Genomic DNA, 22,391 nt, shown 5'->3' with positions numbered 1-22,391 from the left:
ACGGGAACCCCGCGATGCAACTCATCGGCATGCTTGATTCGCCCTATGTCCGCCGCGTGGCGGTCTCGCTGCAGGCCCTGGGCCTGCCCTTCGAGCACCGACCCCTGTCGGTGTTCCGCCACGTGGACGAGTTCCGCCGCATCAACCCGGTCGTCAAGGCCCCCACGCTGGTCTGCGACGACGGCACCATGCTGACCGATTCGACGCTGATCCTGGACTACGCCGAGGCCCTGGCCGCGCCACGCAGCCTGATGCCCCGCACGCTGCCCGGGCGCCGCCAGGCGCTGCACCGCCTGGGCCTGGCACTGGCGGCCTGCGAGAAGGCGGTGCAGCTGGTCTACGAGCGGGCGATCCGGCCCGAGGAGAAGCGCCACCAGCCCTGGGTCGACCGCGTGACCATGCAGCTGCATGGCGGCCTGGCGGCGCTGGAGGCTGCCCATGCGGGCCAGCCGGTGGACTGGCAGCAGCCCACCCAGGACGCGATCACCAGCGCCGTGGTCTGGCACTTCCTGATCGCCACGCTGGGCGGTGTCGACCCGGCGCCCTACCCCACGCTGGCAGCGCTGTCGGCCCAGGCCGAACAGCAGCCCAGCTTCCAGCGCGCGCCGCACGGCGACGGCGTGGTGGCCGCCCCATGATCGAGGTCAGCGACGACCCGGCGCGCATCGACCTGGACGCGGTGCACGCCTTCCTCAGCCGCTCCTACTGGTCGCCCGGCATCGCCCGCGAGAAGGTGGCCCGCGCCATCGCCCACTCGATGTGCTTTGGCGTCTATGACGATGGCGCCCAGGTGGGCTTCGCCCGGGTGGTCACTGACCGCAGCAGCTTCGCCTACCTGGCCGATGTCTACGTGCTGGAGTCGCACCGCGGCCGCGGTCTGGCCCGCCAGCTGCTGGGCGCGATCACCACCCACCCCGAACTCCAGGGCCTGCGCCGCTGGCTGCTGGCCACGCGCGACGCCCACGAGCTGTACCGCCCCTTCGGTTTCGGCCCGCCAGCCGCGCCCGACCGACTGATGGAATGGCGCCCCGGATGAGCCTGATCTTCCACCCCGAACGACACACGCCGCTGGACGCACCGGCCTGGGATGCGGACGCTGCACGCGCCACCGTGCAGGAGATCGTCAGCAGCTGCGAGGCCGCTGCCCGCCCCGACGGCACCTGGCCCGTGCATCCCCGCGACGACGAGGGCGACACCCCCGAGGGCGGCTTCAAGGGCCTCTACCTGGGCGGCGCCGGCCTGCTGTGGGCGCTGTGGTGGCTGTGCCGCCAGGGCCACGCCACGCTGCCATGGGACCCGGCGACGCGCGTTGACGCGCTGGCCGCGGCCTGGCAGCGCGCGCCCGACAACGGCGAGCCCCTGCCCTCCTGGTTCCTGGGCGAGGCTGGCCTGCGCCTGGTGCAGTGGCGGCTGACCGGCCGTGATGACGCGGCCAGCCGCCTGCTGGCCGTGGCGGCCGCCAACCGCCACCACCCCAGCCAGGAGGCGCTGTGGGGCGCCCCGGGCACGATGCTCGGGGCCTGGCACCTGGCGCACCTGGCCAACGACCCACGCGCCGTCGACGAACTGCGCGCCAATGTCAGCGCCGTCCTGGCAGGCCTGCACCGCCATGACGACAGCGGCTGCCAGGTGTGGACCCAGGGCATCCATGGCCGCGAGGTGATCTACCTGGGCGCCGGCCACGGCTTTGCCGGCAACCTGCATGCGCTGCTGCTGGCCAGCCCCTGGCTGCCCGCGTCCGAGCGCGCCGCGCTGCAGGCCCTGGCGATCGACACGCTGAGCCGCACCGCGCGGCGCGAGGGCGCGCTGGCCAACTGGCCGCCCGGCCTGTACACCCCGCGCCCCGGCGGCGCGCTGGCCCTGCTGCAGTGGTGCCATGGCGCCCCGGGCATCCTGTGCGCGATGCACCCCCTGCCCTCGGACCTTGACGCCGGGTTCGAGGCGCTGCTGGAGGCCGCTGGCGAAGCCATCTGGCAGGCCGGCCCGCTGGCCAAGGGCCATGGCGTCTGCCACGGCACGGCCGGCAACGCGCTGGCGCTGCTGGCGCTGCATGCCCGCCAGGGCGACGCGCGCTGGCTGCAGCGGGCGCGCGCCTTCGCGATGCATGCGATCGGCCAGATGCGGGCCCTGCAGCAACAGCACGGCCAGCCCTGGCACGGCCTGTGGACCGGCGACATGGGCCTGGCCTGTGTGCTGGCCCAGTGCCTGGACGGCCGCTACCAGGGCGTGCCGACGCTGGACCTGGCCTGATCAGGGCAGGACGCCGAAGCCCACCCCCCGCTCGCGCAGCCAACGCCGGTAGGCGCTGGACATCCGGTCGGCGGCGCTGTGCACCTCGCCACTCAGCGGCAGGCGGCGCGGCCGCTGCGACTCCAGCACCGGCTGGTCCTGGGCGAAGATGGTGTGCTGGAAGGCCGCCACCTGTTCGTCGCTGGAATCCCAATCGGGCACGGCCAGGCGGAACCAGGCGCGGCTGTGTTCCTCGTCCCGCGGGCAGATGAACAGCGCAATGCCTTCACGCCAGCCCTGCTGCGCATCGGGCGCCTTCTCCAGCACCGCCGTGTAGGGCGCCGGCACGCGGTAGGCGTAGTCGACCCAGGAGCCCTCGGTGGACTGCAGGTTGCTGCGCGGCTGCCAGGCGCGGCAGCCGTGGGCGTGCAGGCCGTCGGGGGTGACGTCCACCTGGTAGGGCGGCACCTCGCCATGGCTGCGCTCGCCCAGCCAGCCCTCGTGCACAAAGCCGAAATGCGCCATGTCGAGGAAGTTCTCCACCACCCGTGGCGCGCTGGTGGCCACATCAAACGGCCCGACGGTGAGCTTGCGCAGGCGTGGCTCGTGCTCGGCGGCAAAGGCCGGCGGCAGCGCCGCGTCGGTGGGCAACAGCCACCACAAGCCGGCGAAGGCCGTCAGCGGCCGCACCGCCAGGCCATGCGAGGCCGGCGGCGTGAAGCCCGGCACCGCCGGGATGGCCACGCAGCGGCCATCGCCGTCGAAACGCCAGCCGTGGTAGGGGCACTCCAGCTGCCCCGCGCAGACGCGGCCCAGCGACAGCCGCGCGCCGCGGTGCGGGCACTGGTCGCGCGCGGCGCGGGCCTGGCCCTGGCCATCACGCCAGACCACCCAGTCCTCACCCAGCAGGCGCACCGCCTGCGGCGCCTCGCCCAGCTCCTCCACCCGCAGCAGCGGATGTGCACAGTCGTGTTCATGGCCCATGGCCCAGCTTACCCCGTAGACTGCCAGGCCATGCTGTCCCATGTGTTCATCGGCGTCACCGATTTCGAGCGGGCGCTGGGCTTCTACAGCGCGCTGGCCGAGGTGCTGGAGATCGCACCGCGCTTCGTCGACCGCAGCCGCCCCTGGGCCGGCTGGCAGAGCAGCCCCGGGCCGCGCCCGCTGCTGCTGATCGGCCACCCGTTCGCGGGCGAACACGCGCCCGGCAACGGCCAGATGGTGGCACTGCTGGCCGCCACGCGCGAGCAGGTGAACCGCGCCCACGCCACCGCGCTGGCGCTGGGCGGCCGTTGCGAAGGCCCGCCGGGGCTGCGGCCGCACTACCACCCGCACTACTGGGGCGCCTACTTCCGCGACCCTGACGGCAACAAACTGGGCGTGGCCTGCCACGCCCCGCAGGACGATCAGCCGCGGCGCGCCTGAGCCAGGAGGGCGGCGGCGAAGGCCGCCTCCACCAGGCCGCCGGCCAGCGCCGCGGACACCGGTGCCGCGCGGGCCAGGGCCAGGCCCAGACCGAGCACGCACAACACGCCACCCATCACCCAGTAGACCCGCAAGCCATACAGGGTCTGGAAGCTCAGGTAGCGGCCGCCGATGGCCAGCAGCATCGCCGGGAAGAACCACTCGATGCGCAGCACCTGCAGGCCGTAGGCCACGGCGATGCCGGCCAGCATCCACAGCGTGCCCTCCACCGCCAGCCTGGCCAGGGGGTTGCCGGGCGTGTGTGCGCCACGTCGGCCCAGGGCCCGGGCCAGCAGCACGCCCACCGGGTGGATCAGCGCACCGCCGGCCAGCAGCGTCAGCACCGCGGCCGGGGCCGAGACCTGCCAGGCCACGCCGGCGGCCACCAGCCAGGCCAGGGACGAGGCGAGCACGCCGGGCGCACCATCCAGATAGCCCTGGCGCATGTCGGCCTGGGCGGCGGAAAAGGGCATGTCATTCATGGCTGGTGAGCATAGCGCTCAGCGTCGGATGCGGCGGCTGCCACCGGCGCGGCGGTCGGCGCGCACGTCCTGCGCCAGCTCGGTGTTGAGCTGGCGCGCGTGCGCGGTCAGCTGCGCCAGCGCCTGGTCCAGCACGGCCAGCTGTGCCTCATCCAGCACCGCCACCAGGCGGGCGTTGATGGCGGCGATCTGCGGGAAAAGATCGTCGTGCAGCTGGTGCCCGGCCTCGGTCAGCGTCAGCACCGCGCGGCGCGCATCGCCGGACTGCGCCTGGCGCTGAACCAGGCCCTTGGCCGCCAGCACGCCGGCGGCGCGCGAGGTGCGCGGGCGGTCGAGCTGCGCGGCCTCGGCCAGCGCCGAGGGCGACATTGGCCCGCGCGCCGCCAGCAGCGCCAGCAGCCGCCATTCGCGCCGGGCAATGCCATAGCGGCCCTCCAGCAGGCGCACCACCGGCGCACCGCCCAGCGCGAACAGGCGCAGCAGGCGGTAGTTCAGCAGGTCGTCCAGGGTGGTGGGCTCGCGCAGGCTCAGGGTGAATCCCGGTGATGGTTGATTTCAACAATTGATCCGGCCGCGCCTAGATTAGCGGCCAACGCCACCGCGCACACGAGGAGACACCATGAGCCACCGTTTCACCCGCCGCACCTGGCTGGCCGCCGCCGCGCTGGCCTGCGCGCTGCCAGCCGGCGCCCAGGAGGGCACGATCAAGCTGATCGTGGGCTACCCGCCCGGCGCCACCAGCGATTCGCTGACCCGCATCGTCGCCGAGCACATGCAGCGCACGCTCAAGCAGACGGTGGTGGTGGACAACAAGGCCGGGGCCGGCGGCCGCATCGCCAATGAGGCGGTCAAGGCCGCGGCGCCCGATGGCCTGACGCTGCTGATGACGCCGGTGGCGACGATGTCGATCTTCCCGCACTCGTACGCCGGCCAGCTGCGCTACGACCCGTTCAAGGACTTCGCGCCGGTGGCCCACCTGAGCAACTTCCAGGTGGGCCTGGCGGTGCAGTCGGCGGCGCCGGTGAAGACGCTGGCCGACTATGTGGCCTGGGTCAAGGCCGATTCGGACAAGAACGGCTTCTACGCCTCGGCCGCGGCCGGCAGCATCCCGCATTTCTTCGGCGTGATGTTCGCGCGCTCGGCCGGCATCACGATGACCCACGTGCCCTACAAGGGCACCGCCCCGGCGATGCAGGCGCTGGCGGCGGGCGAGGTGAATGCCGCCTCCACCGTGGTGGCCGACATCAAGCCGCTGGTGGCCGCAGGCAAGGCGCGGCTGCTGGCGGTGGCCGGCGAGCAGCGCGACCCGGCCTTCCCTGAGGTGCCCACCTTCAAGCAGCTGGGCTACGACCTGGTGGCCCAGCCCTGGTATGCGCTGTTCGCCCCGGCCGGCACGCCGCCGGCCACGATCGATCGCCTGGCCAAGGCCGCTGCGGCCGCCGTCAACGACCCGGCCGTGCACAAGCGCCTGGTCGAGATGGGCCTGGAGCCCACCGGCCATGGCCCGGCGCAGCTGGCCGCCATCATGAAGGCCGACTACGAGCGCTGGGGTCCGCCGATCCGCGCCTCGGGCTACAAGCCGGCCGATTGAGGGGACAGCGATGAACGTGCTGTTCATCATGGCCGACCAGCTGCGCTGGGACCACCTGGCCTGCGCCGGCCACCCGTACCTGCGCACGCCCAACATTGACGCGCTGGCGCGCCGCGGCGTGCGCTTCACCCAGGCCTATGTCAACAGCGGCGTCTGCGGCCCCAGCCGCATGAGCTACTACACCGGCCGCACGCCCAGCAGCCATGGCGCCACCTGGAACCGTGTGCCGCTGTCGGTGGGCGAGGTCACGCTGGGCGAGTACCTGCGCGGCCAGGGCCTGCACCTGGCGCTGGCCGGCAAGACCCATGTGATGGTCGACCACGAGGGCCTGGCGCGGCTGCAGCTGGAGGGCGGCTCCGAGCTGCACACGCTGCTCACCCGCGGCGGCTTCGAGGAGATCGACCGCTACGACGGCCACCACGCGCCGGGCACCGAGAGCGGCTACCCGGCCTTCCTGCGCGCGCACGGCTACGACAGCGCCGACCCCTGGAGTGACTACGTCATCAGCGGCGTTGATGCGGGCGGCCAGGTCGTCAGCGGCTGGCACATGCGCCATGTGCACCTGCCGGCCCGCGTGCGCGAAGAGCATTCCGAAACCGCCTACATGACCGACCAGGCGCTGGCCTACATCCGGCGCATGGGCGATCAACCCTGGGTGCTGCACCTGAGCTATGTGAAGCCACACTGGCCCTACATGGCGCCGGCCCCCTACCACGCCCGCTACACGCCCGAGCAGTGCCTGCCGGTGGTGCGCAACGAGGCCGAGACCATCGACGCCCACCCGGTGCTGGCCGCCTACCGCCAGAGCGAGGAGAGCCAGAGCTTCAGCCGGGACGACTGCATCCGCACCGTGCGTCCGGCCTACCAGGGCCTGATCGAGCAGCTCGACCACCACCTGGGTCGCCTCTTCAACGCGCTGGAGCAGCAGGGCCGCTTCAAGGACACGCTGATCGTCTTCTGCGCCGACCACGGCGACTTCCTGGGCGACCATTGGCTGGGCGAGAAGGAGCTGTTCTACGACACCGTGCAGCGCGTGCCCTTCATCGTCGTCGACCCCAGTGCCGCGGCCGACGCCACGCGCGGCAGCACCGACGATCGCTTCGTCGAGGGCATCGATGTGGTGCCCACCATCCTGGATGCGCTGGGCATGGCCATCCCCCAGCACCGCATCGAGGGCCGCAGCCTGCTGCCGCTCACGCGCGGCCAGACGCTGCCGTCCTGGCGCGACACCACGGTCAGCGAACTGGACTTTGCCTACAAGGCCGCGCGCCGCCGCCTGGGCCTGGCGCCGGACCAATGCCAGGCCTGGAGCCTGCGCAACGCCCGCTGGCGCTATGTCTACTGGCAGAGCGCGCCCGAGCAGCTCTACGACCTGCAGGCCGACCCGGACCAGTTCGTCGACCTGGGCCGATCCGCCGCGACCGAGGGCGTGCGCCAGGCCTTCCGAGGGCAGCTCCTGGTCTGGCTGGCCGCGCGCAAGCGACGCACCACGGTCAGCCTGGAACAGATCGAGCGCGGCACCGACAACCACAAGAAGGCGGGCGTGTTCTACGGTCAGTGGTGAAAACCCTGTTGGCGGTGGGCCTGCAACTTGCAAGATGCACGGGGCCGCGCGCCGCGCGGTGAGCATGAAGCCGGCACCGACCGGCGACCGAGGAGACGAGTTGATGTCCGCATCTGACGACCTGCCCACCGACGCCGTGCTGCGCCGCCATGCCATCACCGAGCGCAACCGCCTGCTGGGCCTGCCGCCCACCGACGCCGTGCTCAAGCGCCACTACGCCCAGTGGCAAGCCGCGCAGGCGGCCCGCGCGTCGCAGCCCGCGGCGCCGACAGCCGCCCCGGCCCGTGCCGCGGCACCCGCCGTGGCCGCCCGAGCAGCGCCCGCGCCGGTCCGCCCGGCCCCGGCACCAGTGGCTGCCGCCCCCGCCGCCAGCGGCGGCGGTGGCCTGCTGGGCTGGCTCAAGCGCCTGTTCGGCGGCTGAACAGACCCGGCACACTCTGCGCCTGCTTTGAGGCAGGCCGGCCCGCGGCATGGCAGCGCGGGCCGGGCTGATCAGGGGCTGGTCAGGGGCTGATCGGGGGCGCCACCTCGGCGTCGCGCAGGGTCTGGCCGGCCGCCGCGGCCAGCCGCCGGGCCCAGGCCGACAGCCGGGCCTTCTCGGCCGCCGGCAGCCGCGCGTAGCCGTTGCTCAGCTGGTGGGGGTCGGTGTTCATGTCGTAGTACTCGCGCTCGCCGCTCTCGTACTCGATGTAGGTCCGGTTGTCCGCCAGCCGCAACCCGATGTAGGGCGATCGCCACTCGACCATCGGCGCCGGTGCCGGACTGTCGCCGGGGTCCAGCGGCTCCAGCCAGGGCCGGGTCTGGCGGGGCGCGCCTCGTTCTGCGGCGTGCTCCAGCAGCAGGGCGTCTCGCCAGGGTCCGGTGGCCTGGCGCTTGAGCAGCGGCACCAGCGAGCGGCCATCGTTGAACGGCAGCGGCGCGATGCCTGCGAGTTCGGCTATCGTCGCCGCATAGTCGACGTTGGCGGTGAGTTGCGTCACCTGTGAGCCCGCGCGCACGCCCGGGCCGGTGACCAGCAAGGGCACCCTCAGGTCTTCGTCGAACTCGGTGCCCTTGCCGGGCGGCAGGCGGTGCTGGCCCAGGTGGTAGCCGTTGTCCGAGGTGAAGAAGACATAGGTGCGGCCGTCGATCGCCAGATCCTTGAGGGTCTGCATCACCTGCTCGACCATGTCCTCCACCGCCAACATGCTGCGCAGGCGCTTGCGGTACAGCGCATCGATCAGGTTCACCTGCGCGCGGGGCAGCAGGTCCCGGCGCGCCAGCCAGCCGGGCTTGTCGCTGACGTCGGCCTCGTTGAAGGACGGTGGCCGGGGCGCCTTGGCGTCCGGAAACAGGTTGCGGTAGCGCCTGGGCGGCACCGAGGGGAAGTGCGGCGTCAGCGGCGAGACATAGAGGAAGAAGGGCGCGTCCGGACGCTCCGCCGTGGTCTGCCGGATGAACCGGGTGGCGCGGCGGGTCAGCACGTCCACCAGGTAGTCGGACGGCAAGGCGTCGTAGCGGACCGTCTGCCCGTTGACGTTCAGCGCGTAGTTGTACTGCCGGGCCGGCGAGCCGTGGTTGGGCACCGCCCACTCGGACCATCCCGGCGGGATGTAGCGGTTGCCCGGATGGCGGCTCGGGTACCCGTTGAGGTACTTGCCCATCAGCGCGGTGACGTAGCCGGCCGCCTGCAGTGAGGTGGCCAGGGTCTGCTGCTCCAGCCCGTCGCCGAAGAACTTGTCGAAGCCGCCGTTGGCGCCCTTGTTGGCGTACATCCCGGTGTTGTGCGCGAACTGTCCGCGCAGCGTGGCCGAGCGCGAGGGGCAGCAGGCCGACAGGCTGACGAAGTGCTGGTTGAACGACATGCCCTGCTGCACCATCAGCGACTGCAGGCGCGGCAGGTGCTGCAGCAGTTCCGCATCCATGTCATCGGTCAGGATGAACACGATGTTCGGCGGCCGGGGGGTGGCACCAGCGCTGGCCACCAGCAGCACGGCCAGGCCCAGCACCCGCAGGCAACCCGCCAGCAGTCTCGTGGTCATGTGTCATCCCCCCTCAGGCCGGCCCCGTCGCAGCGCCGTGACCGGGCATCCTGACGCCTCGGTGCACCAGGATCCACCCCTAACTGCGGCGGTGACAGCGCAGCGGGTCGGGGAGGCAACCCGCCGCACCCCGGTGGTGCGCGGGCCGCGCCACGCCACCACCGGCCTCCCCCGGGCCTGCCCACAGCGTCGGCATCACAGCGCCGACAAAGACACAGGGCCGGACGCTGAGGCGACCGGCCCTGTGGTGGGGGTGGGCGCCGCCGCGGGCGGCACACCCTCGAAAGTCGGCCGCCCTTGGCGGCCGAGGGTGCTTACTTGGCGCCCGGCACCGTGCCTTCCACGCCCTTGACGTAGAACTTGATGCCGCCCAGGAAGGCGTCATCGGCCACGGCGTCCTTGGCCAGGACTTCCTTGCCGGTGTTGTCGACGATCGGGCCCTTCCAGATCGCGAAGCTGCCGTCCTTCAGGCCGGCCTTGACGGCGTCGACCTTGGCCTTCACGTCGGCCGGCACGTCCTCGGCGATCGAGACGAAATCGATCGCGCCTTCCTTGACGCCCCACCAGCTCTGGCCGGTGGCCCACTTGCCTTCCAGCGCGTCCTTGGTGGCCTTGATGTAGTACGGACCCCAGTTGATCACGGCCGAGCCCAGGTGGGCCTTGGGGCCGTAGGCGGTCATGTCGGAGTCCCAGCCGAAGGCGCGCTTGCCCTTTTCCTGCGCGGTCTTGAGCACGGCCGGCGAATCGGTGTTCTGCATCAGCACGTCGGCGCCGCCGTTGATCAGCGCGGTGGCGGCCTCGGTTTCCTTGGGCGGGTTGAACCACTCGTTGACCCAGACCACCTTGGTCTTGACCTTGGGGTTCACGCTCTGCGCGCCCATGGTGAAGCTGTTGATGTTGCGGATCACCTCGGGGATGGGGATCGAGCCGACCACGCCCAGCGTGTTCGACTTGGTCATGGCACCCGCCACCACGCCCGCCATGTAGGCGCCCTCGTAGGTGCGGCTGTCATAGGTGCGCAGGTTGGGCGCGGTCTTGTAGCCGGTGGCGTGCTCGAACTTGACGTTCGGGCTGTCGGCGGCCACCTTGAGCATCGGCTCCATGTAGCCGAAGGTGGTGCCGAAGATCAGCGTGTTGCCCTGGCCGATCATGTCGCGGAAGACGCGCTCGGCGTCGGCAGCCTCGGGAACCTTCTCGACGAAGCTGGTGACGATCTTGTCGCCCAGTTCCTTCTCCAGCGCCTTGCGGGCGTTGTCGTGGGCGAAGGTCCAGCCGCCGTCGCCCACCGGGCCGACGTAGGCGAAGGCCACCTTCAGCGGCTCGGCCTTGGCAGGGGCGGCGGCCGAGGCCGGCGCCGACGCAGCGGCCGGCGCGGCCTCTTCCTTCTTGCCGCAACCGACCAGGGCGGCAGCGGCGGCCACCGTGGCCAGTCCGGACAGGCGAAGCATCGAACGCTTGGTGTGCAGGGTCATGGGTTCTCCGTGCGTGGGGGGATGAAAGCGGGGGTCGTGGGCGGCTCAGCCGCCCGGGAAGAAGGGTTTGCCCAGCGAAGCCGGCATGTTCACACGAATCCAGGTCGGATTGCGCGAGATCAGCACCAGCACGACGATGGTGGCCACATACGGCAGCATGGTGAGCCACTGGCTGGCGATCTGCACGCCCTCGCCCTGCAGGTGGAACTGCAGCATGGTGACGCCGCCGAACAGGTAGGCGCCCAGCAGCACCCGCGCCGGGCGCCAGGTGGCGAAGGTGGTCAGGGCCAGCGCGATCCAGCCCTTGCCGGCCACCATGCCCTCCACCCACAGCGGCGTGTAGATTACCGACAGGTAGGCGCCGGCCAGACCGCACAGCGCGCCACCGGTCATCACCGCCGCCAGCCGGATGCGCCGCACCGGGTAGCCCAGCGCATGCGCCGACTCGGGCGACTCGCCCACCGCGCGCAGCACCAGGCCCGGCCGCGAGCGGTACAGGAACCAGGCCAGGCCCAGCGCCAGCAGCACCGCCCCATAGACCAGCGGATGATGGCGGAACAGCGCCGGCCCGATCAGCGGAAGGTCGGCCAGCAGCGGGATGTCGAACTTGGCGCGGTCGCTCAGGCGCGCCTGCGTGTAGGCGGTGCCCACGAAGGCCGAGAAGCCGGTGCCGAACAGGCTCAGCGCCAGCCCGGTGGCGTACTGGTTGGTGTTCAGCCAGATCACCAGCACGCCGAAGATGGCGGCCATCACGGCCCCCACGCCCGCGCCCGCGGCAAAGGCCGCCAGGTCGGAGCCGGTGTGCGCCGCCGTGGCAAAGCCGGCGATCGCCGCCACCAGCATCATGCCCTCGGCGCCCAGGTTGATGATGCCGGCACGCTCATTGATCAGCAGGCCCAGGCCGGCGATCGCCAGCACGGTGCCGGCATTGAAGGTGGCGCCCAGCAGCAGCGCGAACTGTTCCATCACGGGCCCCTCCGTCCGAACTGTGGCTTGTAGTGGATCAGCGTGTCGCAGGCCAGCAGCGCGAACAGCAGCAGGCCCTGGAACACGCCGGTCAGCGCCTTGGGCAGGCCCAGGCGCGACTGCGCCAGCTCGCCGCCGATGTAGAACATGCTCATCAGCACCGCCGAGAACACCGCCCCCACCGGATGCAGCCGCCCCACATAGGCGACGATGATCGCGGCAAAGCCGTAGCCGGCCGGCACGTATGGGGTGAGTTGCCCCAGCGGACCGGCCGCTTCCAGGCCGCCGGCCAGACCGGCCAGACCGCCGCTGATCAGCAGCGCGATCCACAGCGCGCGCCGCGACGAGAAGCCGGCGTAGCGCGCCGCATCGGGCGCCAGACCGCCCACCTGCAGCGAGAAGCCGCGGTAGGTGCGGAACAGGAAGGCCCACAGGCCCAGCACCGCGGCCAGCGCGATGAAGACGCCCACGTTCATGCGCCAGCCATCGACCAGGCGCGGAATCTTGGTCGCCGCGGCGAAGGTGATGGTCTGCGGGAAGTTGTAGCCGGCCGGGTCCTTCCAGGGGCCGTAGACCAGCCAGGCCAGCAGCATGTCGGCCACATAGACCATCATCAGGCTGACCAGGATCTCGCTGGCGTTGAAGCGGTCGCGCAGCAGCGCGACGATGCCGCTCCACACCATGCCGCCCAGCACGCCGGCGGCCAGCACCGGCACCACCACCCAGCGTGAGGTGTCGGGCCCGGCCTGCATGGCCACGCCGCTGGCGAAGATCGCGCCCAGCACGAACTGCCCCTCGGCACCGATGTTCCAGACATTCGAGCGGTAGCACACCGACAGGCCCAGCGCGATCAGCACCAGCGGCACCGCCTTGACGCTCAGCTCGGACAGCGCATAGCCGTTCTTCACCGGCTCGATGAAGAAGACCTGCAGCGCCCTCAGCGGGTCCTTGCCCAGCACGCTGAACAGCACGACACCCACCAGCACGGTGATCGCCAGCGCGATCAGCGGCGAGGCGAAGGACATGGCCTTCGAGGGCTGCGGGCGCGGAATCAGGCGGATCATGCGGCCACCCCCTGCGCGGCCGGGGCGGCGTTCCACAGGCCCGACATCCACTCGCCGATCATCTCCACCGTGGCCTCCTTGACCGGCACCGATGGCGACAGCCGCCCTTGCGCGATCACCTGCAGGCGGTCGCTCAGCTCGAACAGCTCGTCCAGTTCCTCGCTGACCACCAGCAGTGCACAACCGGCGTCGCGCAGCTTCAGCAGCTCGCCGCGGATCTGTGCGGCCGCGCCCACGTCCACGCCCCAGGTGGGCTGGGCGACGATCAGCAGCTTCGGATTCGCGTCAATCTCGCGGCCGACGATGAACTTCTGCAGGTTGCCGCCCGACAGCGACCTGGCCGCGGCATCCGGCCCGCCCGCCTTGACCTTGAAGCGATCGATCAGGCTGGCCGCCAGCGCACGCGTGGCCGACAGATCAAGCCAGCCGCCGCGGCCCACGGCCTCGGTGCGGGTGAGCAGCGTGTTGGCGGCCAATGACAGCGTGGGCACCGCGCCGCGGCCCAGGCGCTCCTCGGGCACGAAGTGCAGGCCCAGGTGGCGCCGCTTGCGCGGCGAGGCGGTGGCGATGTCGTGGCCGAACAGCGTGACCGAGCCGGCCGGCGCCCGCGGGTCCTCGCCCGAGAGCGCAGCCATCAGCTCCTGCTGGCCATTGCCCGAGACCCCGGCGATGCCCAGGATCTCGCCGGCGCGCACGTCCAGCGCGATGTCCTTGAGCGCCATGCCGAAGGGGTCGGTGGTGGGCAGCGACAGGCCCCGGACCTGCAGCACCGTGGCGCCTTGCGTGGCGGCGCGCGCGTGCAACGCCGGCGGCTCGGCGCCGATCATCAGGCGCGACAGACCGGCGTTGGTCTCCTGGCTGGGGTCGACCTCACCCGTCACCTTGCCACCGCGCAGCACGGTGCAGTGGTGGCACAGGCTGCGGATCTCGTCGAGCTTGTGGCTGATGTAGAGGATGGAGCAGCCCTCGCTGCTGAGCTGGCGCAGCGTGACGAAGAGCTTCTCCACCGCCTGCGGGGTGAGCACCGAGGTGGGCTCGTCCAGGATCAGCAGCTGCGGCTTGGTGAGCAGCGCGCGCACGATCTCGACGCGCTGGCGCTCGCCCACGCTGAGGGTGTGCACCGGGCGCAGCGGGTCGACCTCCAGGCCGTAGCCGGCGGCGACCTCGCGGATGCGGGCCGTCACCTCGTCCAGGCTCATCGCCTTGTCCAGGCCCAGCCAGACGTTCTCGGCGGCGGTGAGGGTGTCGAACAGCGAGAAGTGCTGGTAGACCATGCTGATGCCCAGCTGCCGCGCCGCCGCCGGGCTGGCCACCTGCACCGGCTGGCCGTTCCAGAGGATCTCGCCGGCGTCGGGCTTGACCGCGCCGTAGATGATCTTCATCAGTGTGGACTTGCCGGCACCGTTCTCGCCCAGCACCGCATGGATCTGGCCGGGGGCCACGCTCAGCGCCACGCTGTCGTTGGCCCGGACCGCGGGGTACTGCTTGGTGATGCCGCGCAGTTCGAGGCGTGCGGGGAGGAAGGTCATGCGGTGGGCTTCTCGTCGTGGTCGGCCGGCCGCCGGTACCGCTCGACGCCGGCCACGCGGGTGCTCACCACGTGGTCGTCGCCAGCCAGGGTCAGCCAGGCAAAGATCGCATCATGCAAGTCGCGGGCCACCGACTGGCGGCGGCGCTCGACAGGCGAACGGGCGGTGTCCCAGACGACCACGTCGGCCAGTGTACCGGGCTCAAGCGAGCCGATTTCATGGGCCAGACCCAGGGCCTCGGCGGCGCCACGGGTGGCCGCATGCAGCAGCGCCCAGGCGGTGATGCGCCGGCCGGCCAGGGCTTGCACCTGGTAGCCATCGGCCAGCGTGCGCAGCATCGACAGGCTGGTGCCGCCGCCCACATCGCAGCCCATCGTCACCGCCGCGCCGCCGGCGCGCGCCGCCGGCCAGTCGAACAGTCCGCTGCCCAGGAACAGGTTGGAGCTGGGGCAGTGCGAAATCATGGCGCCGGTGGCCGCCAGGCAGGCACGGTCGTCGGCATCCAGCCAGATGCCGTGGGCCAGCATGCTGCGCGGGCCCAGCAGGCGGAAATGCTCGTACACGTCCAGGTAGCTGCGCGACCAGGGGAACAGCTCGCCGACCCAGCGCACCTCGTCGCGGTTCTCGGCCACATGGGTCTGCATATACAGGCCCGGGTGGGCGGCCATCAGCGCGCCGGCCATGGCCAGCTGGGCATCGGTGGAGGTGGGTGCGAAGCGCGGCGTCACCGCGTAGGCCAGGCGGCCATGTCCGTGCCAGCGGGCGATCAGCTCCACGCAGTCCTGCTCGGCCTGGGCCACGTCGTCGCGCAGGAATTCGGGCGCGTGGCGGTCCATCAGCACCTTGCCGGCGATCAGGCGCATGCCGCGCGCACTGCCGGCCTCGAACAGTGCATCCACCGAATCGCGGTGCACCGTGGGAAAGACCATCGCCGAGGTGGTGCCGGTGGCCAGCAGGCCATCCAGGAACAGCGCCGAGATGAAGCGCGCATGCTCCGGGTCGTCCATGCGCGCCTCGGCCGGGAAGGTGTGGCGCTCCAGCCAGTCGAGCAGCTCGGTGCCCCAGGCCCCCAGCACATCGATCTGCGCGCTGTGCACATGGGTGTCGATGAAGCCGGGCAGGATCAGCCGGCCGGGGTGGCGCTCCTTGGGCCAGCTGGCATCGGGCTCGTGGCGCTGCACGCCGACGATGCGGCCGGCCTCGATCAGCAGCCAGTGCGCCGGGCGCCAGCGGGGCTCGGCGCCGGGATCGGCCAGCGGCGGCGCTTCAGTGAAATCGAGCAGGTCGCCGAACAGCGCCAGCTTCTGGTCGTGCCCCACATGCAGGCTCATGTGGCACTCCCCGCCAGCGCACGCGCCACGTCGCGCACCTGCTCACGCAGCCAGCGCTGGGCCGGCGCCGCATGGGCGCGGTCGTGCCACAGCTGGTAGTAGGCCATCGGCGGAAAGCCGGCCGGGCAGCGCACGATGCGCAGCGGCAGGGCGCCCAGGTAGCGCTGGCAGAACTGGCGACCGGTGGTCAGCACCAGGCGGCTGTCGGCCACCATGCGCGGTGCCAGACCGAAGTGGGCGCAGCGCACCGCGATGCGCCGCTTCAGGCCACGGGCCGCCAGGTGCTCGTCGATCACGCCCAGCGCGCCGGGATGCAGCGGCATCGGGGCGATGTGCTCGGCGTCCAGGTAACGCTCCTCGGTCCAGCTGCGCGGGTTCTTCACCGCCGGGTGGTCGGCGGCCACCAGGCAGACCACCTCGTCGCTGAGCAGGCGGCCCAGGTGCAACTCATCGGGCGGGCGCAGCCAGTTGCCGATCACCAGGTCCACCTCGCCCGAGGCCAGCTTGCGGCGGTAGTCGAACTCGGCCGACAGCGGATGGATCTCCAGCGTCAGGCCCGGCGCCGCCCGGCGCAGTTCGGCAGCCACGCCGGGCAGGAACTGCGGGTCGAGGTAGTCGCTGGCGGCGATGCGCAGCGTCATCTCGGCGCGCTGCGGCTCGAAGCGGCGCTGCACGCGGGCGCCGCCGAACAGCGCTTCGGCCTCGCGCAGCAGGCTCTCGGCGGGCGCCAGCATGGCCTGCGCGGCCTCGGTGGGCACCATGCCGCCACCGGCGCGCACCAGCAGCGCATCACCGGTCAGCGCACGCAGGCGGCGCAGCTGCGCGCTGACCTGGGGCTGGCTGCTGCCCAGGCGCATCGCGGCACGGGAAACGCTGCGTTCAGTGATCACGGTGTGCAGGACCTTCACGAGATGGAGGTCGATGTTGGCGGCATCGGACGGCTTCGTCATACGCGTGGGCATATTCCCTGCATGTCGCATATCGTATGCCAACATCGGCCTGCCGCAGGTAAGTTCACGCCATGGACGCCCACCCCCAGGTTTCTCCCGAGGCCGCCACCCGCCCGGTGCGCTTCGTCTTCCGTGGCCGCACCGTGGAGGTGAACGACGCGCCCCCCACGCGCAGCGTGCTGCAGTGGCTGCGCGAGGACGCTCGCGCCTGCGGCACCAAGGAAGGCTGCGCCGAGGGCGACTGCGGTGCCTGCACCGTGTTGGTGGCTGAACTGGCCGAACTCGCCGAAACGGTGCTGGGCGACACCGCCGCGGTGCGCAGCGCCGGCCTGGCGATCCGCCCGGTCAATGCCTGCATCCGCTTTCTGCCCAGCCTGGACGGCAAGGCGCTGCTGACGGTGGAGGACCTGGCCGGCCCATCGCCCGATGCACCGCTGCACCCCGCCCAGCAGGCCCTGGTCGACTGCCACGGCCACCAGTGCGGGTTCTGCACCCCGGGCTTCGCGATGAGCCTGGCCGCCGAGCACGAGCGCCAGCGCGCCGGCGGGCCCCCTCCCAGCCGGAGCGAGCTGGCCGATGCGATCGCCGGCAACCTGTGCCGCTGCACCGGCTACCGGCCGATCCTGGACGCCGGCCAGCGCATGGGCCAGGACCTGTCGCGCGGGCTGCCGCTGGACGGCCTGGCCGAGCAGCTGCGCGGGCTGCAGGCCGCCCCGGCACTGAGCCTGCCCGGCCGCTGGCACGCGCCGCGCAGCCTGACCGAGTTGGCCACCTTGCGTGCAGCCCGGCCCCAGGCCCGGCTGCTGGCCGGCGCCACCGATGTGGGCCTGTGGGTCACCAAGCAGTTGCGCGACCTGGGCGAGCTGATCTGGCTGGGCGACGTGGCCGAGCTGCGCCGCATCGACGAGGCCGACGGCATGCTGCGGATCGGCGCCGCGGTGACGCTGGAAGACGGCTGGCGCGCCCTGGTGGCGCGCTGGCCCACGCTGTCCGAGATGCACCGCCGCTTCGCTGCACCGCCGGTGCGCCATGCCGGCACCCTGGTGGGAAACCTGGCCAACGGCTCGCCGATCGGCGACGCCCCGCCGGTGCTGATGGCGCTGGGCGCCCGGCTGCGCCTGCGACAGGGCGGTGTCACGCGCCACCTGGCCCTGGAGGACTTCTACCTCGACTACATGAAGAACGCGCTGCAGCCCGGCGAGTTCGTCGAGGCGGTGGAGGTGCCGCTGGCCACCGCCGGCCCCGGATGGACCGTGCGGGGCTGGAAGCAGAGCAAGCGCTTCGACTGCGACATCTCCGGCGTCAGCGCCGGTCTGGTGCTGCGCATCGAGCAGGGCGTGGTGCAGCAGGCCCGGCTGGCCTTTGGCGGCATGGCGGCGACGGTGCGCCGCGCCGCTGGCGCCGAGGCGGCGCTGACCGGCCAGGCCTGGACCGAGGCCACGCTGCAGGCGGCCCAGGCCGCGCTGGATGCCGACTTCACCCCGCTCACCGACCTGCGCGCCAGCGCCGCCTACCGCCAACGCGTGGCCCGCGCCCTGCTGCGGCGTCTGTGGCTGGAGACCCGCGGCGACGCGCCGCTGCCCGCGCAGGCGCTGCGCGTCTGGGAGGGCTGCGCATGAACCCGCGCCTGAATACCGGTGTCGTCGGCCTGCCGCTGCCCCACGAATCCGCCCGCGGCCATGTCAGCGGCCGCGCCGCCTACTGCGACGACATCCCCGAACCCGTCGGCACGCTGCACGCCGCGCTGGGGCTGTCGCCCGTGGCACACGGTCGGCTGCTGGGCATCGACCTTGAGCGCTTGCGCGCGCTGCCCGGTGTGGTCGAGGTCTTCACCGCCGCCGACATCCCGGGCCCGAACGACTGTGGTCCGATCGTTCACGACGACCCGATCCTGGCTGACGGCACGTTGCGCTACCTGGGTCAGCCGGTCTTCGCCGTGGTGGCCACCAGCCGCGATGCGGCGCGCCGCGCCGCCGCACAGGCCAAGGCGGTGCTGCGGATCGAGCCGCTGCCGGCGCAGCTGGACCTGCGCGCCGCCCATGCGGCCGCCGACTGGGTGGTGCCGCCGATGCACCTCAGCCGCGCCACGCACCCCGGCGGTGTCGACGCCGCGATGGCCGAGGCGCCGCACCGCCTGAGCGGCCGCTGGACGCTGGGCGGCCAGGAACAGTTCTACCTCGAAGGCCAGATCAGCTTCGCGCTGCCGCAGGACGATGGCGGCCTGCTGGTGCACTGCTCCACCCAGCACCCCAGCGAGATGCAGGCGCTGATCGGCCATGCACTGCAGCTGCCCAGCCACGCGGTGCAGGTGAGCTGCCGGCGCATGGGCGGCGGCTTCGGTGGCAAGGAGTCGCAGTCGGCGCTGTTCGCCTGCGTGGCCGCGCTGGCGGCGCGGCGGCTGCAGCGACCGGTCAAGCTGCGCGTGGACCGTGACGATGACTTCCTGATCACCGGCCGCCGGCATGGCTTCGAGTTCGACTGGACGGTGGGCTTTGACGATGCCGGCCGCGTGCTGGCGCTGGAGGTCACGCTGCTGGGCGACGCCGGCCACTCGGCCGACCTGTCGCCGCCGGTGATGACGCGCGCGCTGTGCCACATCGACAACGCCTGCTGGCTGCCCAATGTGGCGCTGCACGGTTACCTGCCGCGCACGAACCGCCAGAGCAACACCGCCTTTCGCGGCTTCGGCGGCCCGCAGGGCGCGCTGATCACCGAGCTCATCCTGGACCACATCGCGCGCCACCGCGCACTCGACCTGCTGGCGGTGCACCAGGCCAACTGGTACGGCACCGACGACCACAACGTCACGCCCTACGGCCAGCTGGTCGAGGACAACGTGATCGCGCCGCTGGTGGATGAACTCACCGGCAGCGCGGAGTACGCCAAGCGCCGCGCCGAGGTGGCGCTGTTCAACGCCGCCAGCCCGGTGCTGAAGAAGGGCCTGGCGCTGTCGCCGGTGAAGTTCGGCATCTCCTTCAACGTCAACCACTACAACCAGGCCGGTGCGCTGGTGCATGTCTACCTGGACGGCTCGGTGCTGGTCAACCACGGCGGCACCGAGATGGGCCAGGGCCTGAACACCAAGGTCGCCCAGGTGGTGGCCCATGAGCTGGGCCTGCCCATCGGCCGCGTGCGCTGCAGCGCCACCGACACCAGCAAGGTGGCCAACACCTCGGCCACCGCGGCGTCCACCGGCGCCGACCTGAACGGCCAGGCGGCACAGGACGCGGCGCGGCGCATCCGCGGTCGCCTGGCGGCGCTGCAGGCGGCCGAGTGGGGCGTGGCGGCCGAGGCCATCGCCTTCGCCGACGGCCAGGTGCAGGCGCCGGACGGCCGCACGGTGGCCTTCGACGCCCTGGTGCAGCGCGCCTACGTGGCCCGCGTGCAGCTGTGGAGCGAGGGCTTCTACGCCACGCCCGGCCTGCACTGGGACCGCGCCACGCTGACCGGCAAGCCCTTCTACTACTTCGCCTACGGCGCCGCGGTGTCCGAGGTGCTGCTCGACACGCTGACCGGCGAATGGCGACTGCTGCGCGCCGACCTGCTGCACGACGTTGGCCGCTCGCTGAACCCGGCGCTGGACATCGGCCAGGTCGAAGGCGCCTTCGTCCAGGGCATGGGCTGGCTGACCAGTGAGGAGCTGGTCTGGCACCCGCAGAGTGGTGCGCTGCTGACCCATGCGCCGTCGACCTACAAGATCCCGACCGCCAACGACGTGCCTGACGCGCTGCACACCCGGCTGTTCGAGAACGCCAACGTCGCCGACAGCATCCACCGCAGCAAGGCGGTGGGCGAGCCGCCGCTGCTGCTGGCCTTCTCGGTCTGGCTGGCCCTGCGCGATGCGGTGGCCGCGGCCGGTGCGCCAGGCTGCCAGCCGCCGCTGCTCGCCCCCGCCACGCCCGAGGCGCTGCTGCGGGCCATCGACGCGGTGCGCGACTGAGACAATCGCGGCGATGACCGCGCCCCACCCTGCCCCCGCTGCCCTGCCGGTGGCCGATGCCGCACTCGCCGCCGACTGGCTGGGCCGCGGCAGGCCTGCGGTGGTGGTGGTGGTGGGGGAGACACGTGGCTCGGTGCCACGCGAGCGCGGCACCCGCATGCTGGTGGCCCTGGACGAGGTGGCCGGCACGATCGGCGGCGGTCACCTGGAGTGGCAGGCCATCGCCCAGGCGCGCGAGCGGCTGACCGCCGGCGCCCCGCCAGCCTGGGACTGGCCGGTGGCGCTGGGCCCGTCGCTGGGCCAGTGCTGCGGCGGCGCGCTGACACTGCATTTCCGGCCGCTGGACGCGGCCGCACTGGCCGACTGGCCGCGGGACACGCCGCGCTTTCACCTGCAGCTCTACGGGGCTGGTCACGTCGGTCGGGCGATCATCACGTTGCTGGCGCAGATCCCCTGCCGGGTGCAGTGGATCGACGAGCGCGAGAGCGAATTTCCGCCCGCGCCGCTGCCGCCGCACATCCAGCGGGTCTGCGTCGAGCCGGTCGAGGCCGAGGTGGCGCTGGCCCCACCCGGCAGCGCCTACCTGGTGCTCACCCACAGCCACGACCTGGACCTGGCGCTGACCCAGGCCATCCTGCGGCGCGACGATGTCGGCTGGTTCGGCCTGATCGGCTCGGCCACCAAGCGCGCCCGCTTCGAGCACCGCCTGGCCGAGCGCGGCATCCCGGCCGAGCGCATCGCCGCCATGCACTGCCCGATCGGCTGGCCCGGCATCAGCGGCAAGGAGCCGGGCGTGATCGCGGTGGCGGTGGTGGCGCAGTTGCTGGCCGCCTGGCCGCACGCACCCGGCTGAACTGCTTATTTGTTCCGCGAATAAGTTTAGTCAGAAATTGTTTTAGGGGGTTCGCTGCCGAAAACGCGATGGAAGAATCCAGACCGTTCATCGCTTTTCTCATATCGGAGCCCCTGCCCATGCAATTGGAATCCATGCCCGCACTGGCCGGCCTGCTGGTCGGCACGATGGTGGGCGTCACCGGGGTGGGCGGCGGCTCGCTGATGACACCGATCCTGGTGATGCTGTTCGGCATCGCGCCCACCACGGCGGTAGGCACCGACCTGCTCTACGCGTCGATCACCAAGATGTTCGGCGTGGGCGTGCACCACGGCCATGGCACGGTGGACTGGCAGGTGGTGCGCCGCCTGGCGCTGGGCAGCCTGCCGGCGGCGGCGCTGACGCTGGCCTGGATGCATTTCTCCGAGGCCTCGCGCATCAAGGACGGCTTCATCATCAGCATGGTGGCCACGATGCTGATCATCACCGCGCTGGGCATGCTGACCAAGGATTGGCTGCACGGCCTGGGCCGCAAGCTGCGCGTGGGCAATGCCGACCAGTTCAAGCACCTGCAGCCGGTGCTGACCGTGCTGGGTGGCGTGGTGCTGGGGGTGATGGTCACGCTGACCTCGATCGGCGCCGGCGCGCTGGGCACGGTGATGCTGGTCTACCTGTACCCGCTGCGCCTGAACGCCGCCAAGCTGGTGGGCACCGACCTGGCCCACGCCATCCCGCTGGCGCTGATCGCCGGCCTGGGCCATCTGGCGCTGGGCAACGTCAACTGGACGCTGCTGCTGAACCTGCTGATCGGTTCGGTGCCTGGCGTGCTGATCGGCTCGGTGATCAGCACCCGCGCACCGCTGGCCTTCATCCGCTACGCGATCGCAGTGGTGCTGGGCGCGGTGGCGGTGAAGCTGCTGCTGACCTGAGCGGCCCGGGCCCGCCGCTCAGAGGCT

The 22,391-nt window shown here is 71.8% G+C and carries 21 protein-coding genes; 11 read left to right on the top strand and 10 right to left on the bottom strand.

What is annotated here, in order from left to right; all coding sequences use genetic code 11:
- The first annotated feature begins 14 nt into the window (after window positions 1-14).
- Genes KAK07_RS00630 through KAK07_RS00620 form a run of 3 tightly spaced genes read left to right on the top strand, consistent with a single transcriptional unit; the run spans window position 15 to window position 2,250 of the window.
- Window positions 15-638 (top strand): glutathione S-transferase family protein, encoded by a 624-nt coding sequence (locus KAK07_RS00630; protein WP_210858390.1) that lies wholly within the window; start codon window positions 15-17, stop codon window positions 636-638.
- Window positions 635-1,036 carry a GNAT family N-acetyltransferase gene (locus tag KAK07_RS00625; protein WP_210851847.1) on the top strand — a complete coding sequence of 134 codons (402 nt, stop codon included), beginning with the start codon at window positions 635-637 and terminating at the stop codon, window positions 1,034-1,036. The genes KAK07_RS00630 and KAK07_RS00625 overlap by 4 nt, the downstream gene beginning before the upstream one ends.
- Window positions 1,033-2,250 (top strand): lanthionine synthetase C family protein, encoded by a 1,218-nt coding sequence (locus KAK07_RS00620; protein ID WP_210858388.1) that lies wholly within the window; start codon window positions 1,033-1,035, stop codon window positions 2,248-2,250. Before KAK07_RS00625 ends, KAK07_RS00620 begins: the two co-directional genes overlap by 4 nt.
- Here KAK07_RS00620 and KAK07_RS00615 read toward each other — a convergent pair whose 3' ends face one another.
- On the bottom strand, window positions 2,251-3,213 hold the full coding sequence (locus KAK07_RS00615; protein WP_210858386.1) for a Rieske 2Fe-2S domain-containing protein: 963 nt from the start codon (window positions 3,211-3,213) through the stop codon (window positions 2,251-2,253).
- A gap of 30 nt (window positions 3,214-3,243) precedes the next feature.
- Between KAK07_RS00615 and KAK07_RS00610 the strand changes: the two genes are divergently transcribed.
- Window positions 3,244-3,654, top strand: coding sequence for a VOC family protein (locus KAK07_RS00610; RefSeq protein ID WP_210858384.1), 411 nt, complete (start codon window positions 3,244-3,246; stop codon window positions 3,652-3,654).
- Here KAK07_RS00610 and KAK07_RS00605 read toward each other — a convergent pair.
- Window positions 3,636-4,175 carry a DUF7010 family protein gene (locus KAK07_RS00605; RefSeq protein ID WP_210851843.1) on the bottom strand — a complete coding sequence of 180 codons (540 nt, stop codon included), beginning with the start codon at window positions 4,173-4,175 and terminating at the stop codon, window positions 3,636-3,638. The genes KAK07_RS00610 and KAK07_RS00605 overlap by 19 nt on opposite strands.
- 18 nt (window positions 4,176-4,193) lie before the next feature.
- On the bottom strand, window positions 4,194-4,625 hold the full coding sequence (locus KAK07_RS00600) for a MarR family winged helix-turn-helix transcriptional regulator (protein WP_310740681.1): 432 nt from the start codon (window positions 4,623-4,625) through the stop codon (window positions 4,194-4,196).
- A 169-nt stretch (window positions 4,626-4,794) separates the two neighbouring features.
- Here KAK07_RS00600 and KAK07_RS00595 point away from each other — a divergent pair, with 169 nt between their 5' ends.
- The 3 genes from KAK07_RS00595 to KAK07_RS00585 all read left to right on the top strand — a co-directional run bounded on the left by KAK07_RS00595 (window position 4,795) and on the right by KAK07_RS00585 (window position 7,751).
- Window positions 4,795-5,766, top strand: coding sequence for a tripartite tricarboxylate transporter substrate-binding protein (locus KAK07_RS00595; protein ID WP_210858382.1), 972 nt, complete (start codon window positions 4,795-4,797; stop codon window positions 5,764-5,766).
- A 10-nt stretch (window positions 5,767-5,776) separates the two neighbouring features.
- The gene (locus tag KAK07_RS00590) at window positions 5,777-7,330 is read left to right on the top strand and encodes a sulfatase-like hydrolase/transferase (protein ID WP_210858380.1); all 1,554 of its coding nucleotides are present in this window, start codon (window positions 5,777-5,779) and stop codon (window positions 7,328-7,330) included.
- Between the two features lie 103 nt (window positions 7,331-7,433).
- Window positions 7,434-7,751, top strand: coding sequence for a hypothetical protein (locus KAK07_RS00585; RefSeq protein ID WP_210852285.1), 318 nt, complete (start codon window positions 7,434-7,436; stop codon window positions 7,749-7,751).
- A gap of 82 nt (window positions 7,752-7,833) precedes the next feature.
- On the opposite strand, the gene KAK07_RS00580 is transcribed toward KAK07_RS00585, so the two are convergent.
- The 7 genes from KAK07_RS00580 to KAK07_RS00550 form a co-directional block, all read right to left on the bottom strand.
- Window positions 7,834-9,351, bottom strand: coding sequence for a sulfatase family protein (locus KAK07_RS00580; RefSeq protein WP_210858378.1), 1,518 nt, complete (start codon window positions 9,349-9,351; stop codon window positions 7,834-7,836).
- A 314-nt stretch (window positions 9,352-9,665) separates the two neighbouring features.
- Complete coding sequence (locus KAK07_RS00575) at window positions 9,666-10,823, bottom strand: BMP family ABC transporter substrate-binding protein (protein ID WP_210851839.1); 1,158 nt, start codon at window positions 10,821-10,823, stop codon at window positions 9,666-9,668.
- Window positions 10,824-10,868: 45 nt separating this feature from the next.
- Window positions 10,869-11,789, bottom strand: coding sequence for an ABC transporter permease (locus tag KAK07_RS00570; RefSeq protein WP_210851838.1), 921 nt, complete (start codon window positions 11,787-11,789; stop codon window positions 10,869-10,871).
- Window positions 11,789-12,853, bottom strand: coding sequence for an ABC transporter permease (locus KAK07_RS00565; protein ID WP_210851837.1), 1,065 nt, complete (start codon window positions 12,851-12,853; stop codon window positions 11,789-11,791). The genes KAK07_RS00570 and KAK07_RS00565 overlap by 1 nt, the downstream gene beginning before the upstream one ends.
- Window positions 12,850-14,382: an ABC transporter ATP-binding protein gene (locus KAK07_RS00560; RefSeq protein ID WP_210851836.1), complete on the bottom strand. Its 1,533-nt coding sequence runs from the start codon at window positions 14,380-14,382 to the stop codon at window positions 12,850-12,852. Before KAK07_RS00560 ends, KAK07_RS00565 begins: the two co-directional genes overlap by 4 nt.
- Window positions 14,379-15,713, bottom strand: a complete 1,335-nt coding sequence (gene guaD / locus KAK07_RS00555; RefSeq protein WP_210851835.1) for a guanine deaminase — start codon at window positions 15,711-15,713, stop codon at window positions 14,379-14,381. Before guaD ends, KAK07_RS00560 begins: the two co-directional genes overlap by 4 nt.
- Window positions 15,710-16,663, bottom strand: a complete 954-nt coding sequence (locus KAK07_RS00550; protein ID WP_210851834.1) for a LysR family transcriptional regulator — start codon at window positions 16,661-16,663, stop codon at window positions 15,710-15,712. The genes guaD and KAK07_RS00550 overlap by 4 nt, the downstream gene beginning before the upstream one ends.
- Window positions 16,664-16,734: 71 nt before the next feature.
- Between KAK07_RS00550 and xdhA the strand changes: the two genes are divergently transcribed.
- The 4 genes from xdhA (at window position 16,735) to KAK07_RS00530 (ending at window position 22,364) form a co-directional block, all read left to right on the top strand.
- Complete coding sequence (xdhA, locus tag KAK07_RS00545; RefSeq protein ID WP_210858376.1) at window positions 16,735-18,282, top strand: xanthine dehydrogenase small subunit; 1,548 nt, start codon at window positions 16,735-16,737, stop codon at window positions 18,280-18,282.
- A complete protein-coding gene (gene xdhB, locus KAK07_RS00540) occupies window positions 18,279-20,603 on the top strand; it encodes a xanthine dehydrogenase molybdopterin binding subunit (protein ID WP_210858373.1) in 2,325 nt (774 codons plus the stop codon). Before xdhA ends, xdhB begins: the two co-directional genes overlap by 4 nt.
- 13 nt (window positions 20,604-20,616) lie before the next feature.
- Complete coding sequence (xdhC, locus tag KAK07_RS00535; RefSeq protein ID WP_210858371.1) at window positions 20,617-21,456, top strand: xanthine dehydrogenase accessory protein XdhC; 840 nt, start codon at window positions 20,617-20,619, stop codon at window positions 21,454-21,456.
- A 119-nt stretch (window positions 21,457-21,575) separates the two neighbouring features.
- Entirely contained in the window at window positions 21,576-22,364 is a 789-nt protein-coding gene (locus KAK07_RS00530) for a sulfite exporter TauE/SafE family protein (protein ID WP_247660924.1), read from the top strand.
- The last annotated feature ends 27 nt before the right edge of the window (window positions 22,365-22,391 follow it).

The sequence above is a fragment of the Ideonella alba genome, assembly GCF_018069875.1.
Lineage (GTDB): Bacteria > Pseudomonadota > Gammaproteobacteria > Burkholderiales > Burkholderiaceae_C > Ideonella > Ideonella alba.
This window is presented reverse-complemented; position numbering and strand designations above follow the sequence as displayed.